Source organism: Cyanobium sp. PCC 7001, assembly GCF_000155635.1.
Classification (GTDB): domain Bacteria; phylum Cyanobacteriota; class Cyanobacteriia; order PCC-6307; family Cyanobiaceae; genus NIES-981.
The window spans coordinates 1,719,825-1,727,058 of record NZ_DS990556.1 but is presented as its reverse complement, the minus strand read 5'-3'; the positions used below and the strand labels follow the sequence as shown (position 1 = coordinate 1,727,058).

Genomic DNA, 7,234 nt, shown 5'->3' with positions numbered 1-7,234 from the left:
CCGCGACTGCGACGTGACGGTGCTGGATGAGCGCCATGGGCTCGGCAACGGCCTGCTGTTTCCGGCCGGACCCCTGCGGGAACCGGCGCCTCTGCTGGGCCGTGCCGATCTGCTGGTGCTCACCGGCACCGGCAGCCTGCCGGCTGGGGGGCCGGAGGTGGAAGGCGGGCTGCCGGAGCGCAGCGGCCGCGTGGATCCCGCCAGCCTGGGCTGGCCCAGCGTCAAGCCCTGGCTGCGGGTGCCGGCCACGCTCCATCCCGCCCCGAGCCTGCGGGAGCGGCCGCTGCTGGCCTTCTGCGGCATCGGCCTGCCCCGCAAGTTCTTCACCGCGCTGCGGCAGGCGGGCCTGCAGGTGGTGGGCACCGAGTCCTTCCCGGACCACCACCCCTATGCTCAGGCCGATCTGGAGCGACTCGTGGCGTTGGCCCAGGCCAGGGGGGGCGCGACCCTCGTGACCACCGTGAAGGACTGGCAGCGTCTGCCTTCCGGCTACCGCTCCGTGGTGGCGGCCGTGCCGCTCGTGCTCGATCCGGTGGCGGTGGCGGCCCTGGCCGACGCGGTGCTGGCCGCCCTGAGCCTGCGGCCCTCCATCCCGCCCCATGGTTGAAGGGCCCGCTGAGGGACCCGCCCACGGGCTGGCCGGGACGCCGGCACCGCCGCGGCTGCTGATGGTGGCCGGGGAAGCCTCCGGCGATCTCCACGGCGGCGCCCTGCTCTCCGCCCTGCGGCGACGACTCCCCGATGCCCAGGTGCGCGGCGTGGGGGGTGAGAGGATGCGGGCCGCCGGCCTCGACCAGCTGGCGGATGTGCGCAGCCTCTCCGCCGCGGGTCTGGTGGAGATCATGGGCAGCGTGGGGCGCCACCACCGGGTGATGGAGCAGCTCAAGCGGCAGATGGATCAGCACCGCCCCGATGCCGTGGTGCTGATCGACTACCCCGGCTTCAATCTCCTGGTGGCCGGTCAGGCCCACCGGCGGGGCATTCCCGTGTTCTTCTATATCGCACCCCAGGTGTGGGCCTGGGGGAAGGGCCGGGCACGGCGCATGGGCCGCATCATCGACCGGCTGGCGGTGATCTTTCCGTTCGAGGAAGCCCTGTTCAACTCCCACGGCCGTGCCTTCGCGCGCTACGTGGGCCATCCGCTGATGGATCAGCTCCAGGTCACTCAGGGCCGGGAGGACACGCTGCGCCGCCATGGGCTGGCGGCCGATCAGCGCCTGCTGCTGCTCCTGCCGGGCAGCCGGCGGGCAGAAATCAGGATGCTGCTGCCGGATCTGCTGAAGGCGGCGGCCGCCTTCGCACAGGACGGCTGGCAGGTGGCCCTGCTGCGGGCGCCCACGGTGGATCGCGCCTTCCTGGAGGAGGTGGCCGGCCCTCTGCCGGTGCCCTGCCTGGATGGAGACACCTGCAACCTGCTGCATGCCGCCGATGCCGCCCTGGTGTGCTCTGGCACGGCAACCCTCCAGGCCGCCCTGCTGGGCTGTCCCCACGTGATCGCCTACCGCTTCTCCTGGCTCACCTACCTGCTGGCCAGGATCGTCACCCGCCATCGGGTGCTCGGACTCCCCAACGTGATCCTGGGGCGGGTGCTGTTCCCCGAGCTGCTGCAGCGGGCGGTCACCCCCACCAATCTGGTGCGGGCGCTCCGGGAGCTGCTGGCCGATCCCGCCCGCTGGCAGCAGGGGGTGGAGGAGCTGCGGAGCAGGATGGGGCCGCCCGGCGCTTCGCTGCGGGCGGCCGATGAGCTTGTGGACCTGTTGCGATGAGGCTGCGCGTGTACGGGCGCTTTCTGGCCTATGGCCAGCGCTACCTGTGGCCCACCTTTCTGCTGGCGTTGCTGTTCAACCTCGGCTACGGCGCCTCCACCGGCTTCGTGCCCCTGGTGATCCGCTACCTCTTCGACGACATCCTGCCGGGCAGCGACCGGGGCCGGCTCTACGCCGCTCCCGCCGTGATCCTGGGGGTGATCGTGCTGCGGGCGGTGTGCCAGTACCTGGGGGCCTACCTCACCGAGACGGTGAGCCAGTCGATCACCGCCGATCTGCGCTCCGACCTGGCGGCCAAGGTGATGGACCTGCCCCAGGCCTACATCGACCGCCACCCCTCCACCACGCTGATCTCGCGGGTGCTCAGTGATGTGACCCTGGTGAAGACGGGCATCGTGGATGGCTTTTCAGCCATCTTCAAGGACTCCCTCACCCTGCTGGCCCTGGTGGTGGTGGCCTTCTACCAGGACTGGCTGCTGGCCCTGATCGCCTTCATCCTCTTCCCGGTGGCGATCCTGCCGGTGCTGAAGTCCTCGAAGAAGGTGCGGCGCCACTCCAGTCAGGGGCAATCCAGCCTGGCGCGGCTGGCCAGCTACCTGCAGGAGGCGCTGGTGGGCTCCCGCGTGGTGAAGATCTTCGGCATGGAGGCCTATGAGCTGCGCCGCTTCCGCGAGGAGAACGCCGCCGTGCTCCGCGCCGCCCTGCGCACCACCCGCGCCAAGCTGGCCAACCAGCCGCTGATGGAACTGCTGGGGGCGGTGGGCTTCAGCGCCGTGCTGGTGTACGGCGGCGAGGCGGTGATCGCGGGCACCCGCACCACCGGCAGCTTCTTCGCCTTCCTCACCTCGCTGTACCTCTGTTACGCCCCCTTCAAGGGCCTGGCGAAGGCCAACGCCACTCTCCAGCAGGGCGTGTCCGCGGCCCGCGATCTGTTCACCATCCTCGACACCCCGGCCGATCCGGTGGAGGCTCCGGCTCCTGTGGTGGCCAGCGGGCTGGAGCGGGAGCTGCGGGCCGAGGCCGTGAGCTTCGGCTACGGGGCCGAGCCCGTGATCCACGACCTCAGCCTCACCATCCCGGTGGGCAGCACCGTGGCCCTGGTGGGCCCGAGCGGTGGCGGCAAGAGCACGATCATCGACCTGTTCTGCCGCTTCTACGACCCCGGCGCCGGCCGCATCTGCATCGACGACACCGACATCCGCGACCTCTCCCTGGCCTCGCTGCGGGGGCTGATCTCCGTGGTGGATCAGACCACCTTCCTGTTCAACGACACCGTGGCCAACAACATCGCCTACGGCCATGCGGCGGCGTCGCGCCAGGCGATCGAGGCCGCGGCCCGGGCGGCCAATGCCCATGGCTTCATCACCCAGCTGCCCCAGGGTTACGACACCCTGATCGGCGAGAACGGCACCCTGCTCTCCGGCGGCCAGCGGCAGCGGATCGCCATTGCCCGCGCCCTGATCAAGAACGCGCCGATCCTGCTGCTCGACGAGGCCACCTCGGCCCTGGATTCGGCGTCCGAGCAGGTGGTGCAGGAGGCCCTGGACCGGCTGATGAGCAACCGCACCACCCTGGTGGTGGCCCACCGCCTCTCCACCGTGGTGAATGCGGACCGGATCTGCGTGATCGAGGCCGGCCGGTTGGTGGAATCCGGCACCCACCGGCAGCTGCTGGCTCGCGGTGGCCACTACGCCGTCTTATTTTCGACACAATTCTCAAACACCGAAGCGGTGACGCCCCTATGACCCTCGCCCCCAGCCGATCGGCGGCCGACCGACCCGCCACCTGGGAGCGCTCGGACTGGGCCAGTGCCTTCCGCAACGTCGGCACGGAGCTGACCGATCAGGCCGTGGTTCCGGCTCGTGGTGCCATCCCCCCGGAGCTGGCGGGCACGCTCTACCGCAATGGTCCGGGCCGGCTCGAGCGGGGGGGGCAGTGGGTGCACCATCCGTTCGATGGCGACGGCATGATCACCGCCCTGCAGTTCGAGGGGGGTGAGGCGCGGCTCAGCAACCGCTTCGTGCGCACCCAGGGCTGGCAGGCGGAGGAGGCCGCCGACCGCTTCCTCTACCGCGGTGTGTTCGGCACCCAGAAGCCGGGTGGTCCGCTGGCCAACGCCTTCGATCTGCGGCTCAAGAACATCGCCAACACCCACGTTGTGCAGCTCGGCGACACGTTGCTGGCCCTCTGGGAGGCGGCCGAGCCCCACGCCCTCGATCCCCGCAGCCTCGAGACCCGGGGCATCACCCTCCTCGATGGGGTGCTCAAGCCCGGGGAGGCCTTCAGTGCCCACCCGCGCTTCGACCCCGGCCACCACAGCGCCCCGCGGATGGTGACCTTCGGCGTCAAGACCGGCCCGCGCAGCACGATCCGGCTGATGGAGTTCGCCGCCGCCGATGACGCCGCCAGCGGCGTGCGGGCGGGCCAGCTGCTGGCTGAACGTCGCGACACGATGGCGGGTTTCGCCTTCCTGCACGACTTCGCCATCACCCCGAACTGGGCGGTGTTTCTCCAGAACGCCATGGCGTTCAACCCCCTCCCCTACCTGCTCGGTCAGAAGGGTGCGGCCCAGTGCCTGGCCTCCAAGCCGGGCGAGCGCGGCCGCTTCTGGCTGGTGCCCCGTCCCGGCAGTTCCGCGGCCCAGCGCTACCCCCAGCCCCTGGAGGTGCCGGCACCGGAGGGGTTCGTGTTCCATCACCTCAACGCCTTCGAGGACGCCGCCAGCGGCGAGCTGGTGATCGATTCGATCTTCTACGCCGACTTCCCCTCCATCGGCCCCGGGCAGGATTTCCGCGACGTGGACTTCGAGACCGTTCCCGAGGGGCAACTGCAGCGCTGCCGCATCGATCTGGAGAAGGCCGGCACCGATCCCGCCGGGGCCGTGCGCTGCGACTGGCTGGAGCAGCGCTGCTGCGAGTTCGCCATGGTGAACCCCCAGCGGCAGGGGCTGGACGCCCGCTTCGCCTGGATGGCCGTCACGGAGCAGGAGCGCGGCAATGCCCCCCTGCAGGCCTTCGAGAAGCTCGATCTGGCCAGCGGCGAGCGCAGGTTCTGGAGCGCGGCTCCGCGGGGCTATGTGAGCGAGCCGGTGATGGTGCCCCGTCCTGGGGCGGCCGGAGAGGACGACGGCTGGCTCCTCGCCGTGGTGTGGAACGGAGCGCGCTGCGCCAGCGATCTGGTGATCCTCAACGCGGCCGATCTCTCGGAACAGGCGGTGCTGGAGCTCCCCCTGGCCATTCCCCACGGACTGCACGGCAGCTGGGTGGCCGCCCGCACCCCCTGCGCTTAACGCTCTGGGCGGCTCTCCGGTCGGCTCTTCGGTCGGCTCTTCGGGGAGTTCAGAAGCTCCCTGAGTCCAGGCTCCAGGGCGGCGAAGGCGCGGCCCCGGTGTCCCAGGAGGCTCTTGGTGGCGCTGTCCATTTCGGCGAAGGTCTGGCCCGCCTCCGGCACGTAGAACACCGGGTCGTAGCCGAACCCCCCATCGCCGCGGGGTGCCTCCAGGATCAGCCCCGGGCAGTGACCTTCCACCTCCAGCCGCACGGCGCCGCTGGGGTCGGCCACCGCCAGGGCAGCCGTGAAGCGAGCCTGGCGACCGGGCTCGGACTCCGCGGCCTTCAGTTCGGCGAGCAGGCGGGCGATGCGGGCCCCATCACTGTCGGCGTAGCGGGCCGAATGCACCCCCGGGGCTCCGCCGAGGGCGTCCACGCTGAGGCCGGAATCATCGGCCAGGGCCCAGCAGCCGGTGGCCCGGGCCACGGCGATCGCCTTGAGGCGGGCATTCTCCGCGAAGGTGCTGCCCGTTTCCTCCACCTCCAGGCCGGGCGGCTGGGGCCGGACCTCCAGATCCAGCCCCGCCAGCAGCTGGCCGAATTCGCGCACCTTGCCGCGGTTGCCGCTGGCGATCACCAGCGCGCCGCTGCCGAAGCCGCCTGCGGAGGGCTCCATCGGGCTGTGCTCCATCCTCACCATCCGGCGGGCCTCACACCTGCTCGGCCAGCTGGCGGGCCCAGGTGAGCACCGCCGCCACCCGCTCTTCGGCCGGCGCTTCGCAGTAGAGCCGCAGCAGCGGTTCGGTGCCCGAGAAGCGCAGCATCAGCCAGTGGCTGGGCCCGAGCCGCAGCTTCACGCCATCGGTGCGGATCACCTCCTGCACCGGCAGACCGGCCACCTCGGCCGGCGGGGTGGAGGCGAGCAGGGCCTCCAGCCGGGCCCGGGCCGCCATGTCGGGCAGGCGCAGATCAAGACGGTCGTAGGCGGCAGCTCCGCCGCCACGCTGCTGCAGGGCGTCGATGCGCTGCCCCAGGGGTACGCCGCCCTCCACCAGGGCCTCGATCAGCAGCAGGGCCGCGAACGGGGCATCGCGCTCCGGCAGGTGCATGCCGAAGCCCACCCCGCCCGACTCCTCGCCTCCCACCAGCACCTCCCCAGCCAGCATCTCGGCGGCGATGTACTTGAAGCCCACGGGCTTCTCGAGCACGGTTCGGCCCAGATCCTCGGCCACCCGCTGCATCAGGTCGGAGCCGCTCACGGTCTTGATCACCACCCCAGGCAGCTGGCGGGCCCGGGCCAGGTGATCGATGAACAGCGGCATCAGCAGCTGGGTGCTGCAGAAGCGGCCCCGTTCATCCACGGCGGCGATGCGGTCACCGTCGCCGTCGAACACGATCCCCATCGCCGGTTGGCCGGCCGCGGTGCTGGCGCGCACGGCGGTGATCAGCTCCTGCAGGTAGGGCGCCAGCGGCTCCGGTGGGTTGCCGCCGAAGAGGGGGTCGCGCCCGGAGCGGATCTCCCGGATCGCCCCGCTGGCCACGGCCTGCTCGCCCAGCAGGGCCGGCAGCACCCCGGCCGCGGAGCCGTGCATCGGATCCACGATCACCGTGAGGCCCAGCCGCTGCAGCCCGGCGGCCAGGGCGGCGGTGTCCACCTTGGTCCGCAGCCCCTCCAGGTAGGCCCCGAGCACGTCGATGCGCTGGAGCTCGCCCGGCTGGGGCACCGTGATGCCGCCTGCCGCCAGGCGGGTTTCCACCCGCCGGGTGAAGTCGCCCTCCACCGAGCCGCCGAAGGGCCCCTTGATCTTGAGGCCCAGCCATTCCGGCGGATTGTGGCTGGCCGTGATCACCAGGGCCCCCAGGGCGCCCCGCTCCACCACCGCCCAGCTGGAGGCCGGCGTGGGTGTGGGGCTGCTGGCCAGCAGGGGTTCCAGTTCCACGCCGCGCACGGCGCTGCAGATGGCCTCAGCCAGCTCGGGGGCGAGGAAGCGGCGGTCGTAGCCGATCACCACCTCGCGGCTGCTGAGGCCCTCCGGAGCGGCGGCGGCCAGTTCCGCGGCGGCGGCGGCCGCCACCGGCAGCAGCCGTTCCACCGTGATGTCCACGCCCAGAACGCCGCGCCAGCCATCCGTGCCGAAGGCGATCGGTGCCGCCTCCAGGGGCAGTGGGGCTGAGGCCATCGAGTGCGTCGAGCGTGCC

General features: G+C 71.5%; 6 protein-coding genes. 4 read left to right on the top strand and 2 right to left on the bottom strand.

Annotation, left to right across the window (positions count from 1 at the left end):
- The 4 genes from CPCC7001_RS15550 to CPCC7001_RS08580 all read left to right on the top strand — a co-directional run.
- Positions 1 to 607, top strand: a 607-nt coding sequence (locus CPCC7001_RS15550; protein ID WP_198006474.1) for a tetraacyldisaccharide 4'-kinase, incomplete at its 5' end; no start/stop codon positions are given.
- Positions 600 to 1,766, top strand: a complete 1,167-nt coding sequence (lpxB, locus tag CPCC7001_RS08590; RefSeq protein WP_050757096.1) for a lipid-A-disaccharide synthase — start codon at positions 600 to 602, stop codon at positions 1,764 to 1,766. The genes CPCC7001_RS15550 and lpxB, both read left to right, overlap by 8 nt.
- Positions 1,763 to 3,511: an ABC transporter ATP-binding protein gene (locus tag CPCC7001_RS08585; RefSeq protein WP_043368832.1), complete on the top strand. Its 1,749-nt coding sequence runs from the start codon at positions 1,763 to 1,765 to the stop codon at positions 3,509 to 3,511. The genes lpxB and CPCC7001_RS08585 overlap by 4 nt, the downstream gene beginning before the upstream one ends.
- The gene (locus tag CPCC7001_RS08580) at positions 3,508 to 5,055 is read left to right on the top strand and encodes a carotenoid oxygenase family protein (RefSeq protein ID WP_006909880.1); all 1,548 of its coding nucleotides are present in this window, start codon (positions 3,508 to 3,510) and stop codon (positions 5,053 to 5,055) included. The genes CPCC7001_RS08585 and CPCC7001_RS08580 overlap by 4 nt, the downstream gene beginning before the upstream one ends.
- On the opposite strand, the gene rdgB is transcribed toward CPCC7001_RS08580, so the two are convergent.
- Positions 5,052 to 5,711 carry an RdgB/HAM1 family non-canonical purine NTP pyrophosphatase gene (gene rdgB / locus CPCC7001_RS08575; protein WP_156796733.1) on the bottom strand — a complete coding sequence of 220 codons (660 nt, stop codon included), beginning with the start codon at positions 5,709 to 5,711 and terminating at the stop codon, positions 5,052 to 5,054. The two genes, CPCC7001_RS08580 and rdgB, sit on opposite strands and share 4 nt — an antisense overlap.
- A 34-nt stretch (positions 5,712 to 5,745) precedes the next feature.
- Positions 5,746 to 7,215: a phosphomannomutase gene (locus CPCC7001_RS08570; RefSeq protein WP_006911637.1), complete on the bottom strand. Its 1,470-nt coding sequence runs from the start codon at positions 7,213 to 7,215 to the stop codon at positions 5,746 to 5,748.
- Between the last annotated feature and the right edge of the window lie 19 nt (positions 7,216 to 7,234).

Coding starts and splice junctions, on each gene's coding strand:
- lpxB (WP_050757096.1), top strand. CDS start 600: ATGGTTGAAGGGCCCGCTGAGGGACCCGCCCACGGGCTGGCCGGGACG.
- CPCC7001_RS08585 (WP_043368832.1), top strand. CDS start 1,763: ATGAGGCTGCGCGTGTACGGGCGCTTTCTGGCCTATGGCCAGCGCTAC.
- CPCC7001_RS08580 (WP_006909880.1), top strand. CDS start 3,508: ATGACCCTCGCCCCCAGCCGATCGGCGGCCGACCGACCCGCCACCTGG.
- rdgB (WP_156796733.1), bottom strand. CDS start 5,711: ATGGAGCCCTCCGCAGGCGGCTTCGGCAGCGGCGCGCTGGTGATCGCC.
- CPCC7001_RS08570 (WP_006911637.1), bottom strand. CDS start 7,215: ATGGCCTCAGCCCCACTGCCCCTGGAGGCGGCACCGATCGCCTTCGGC.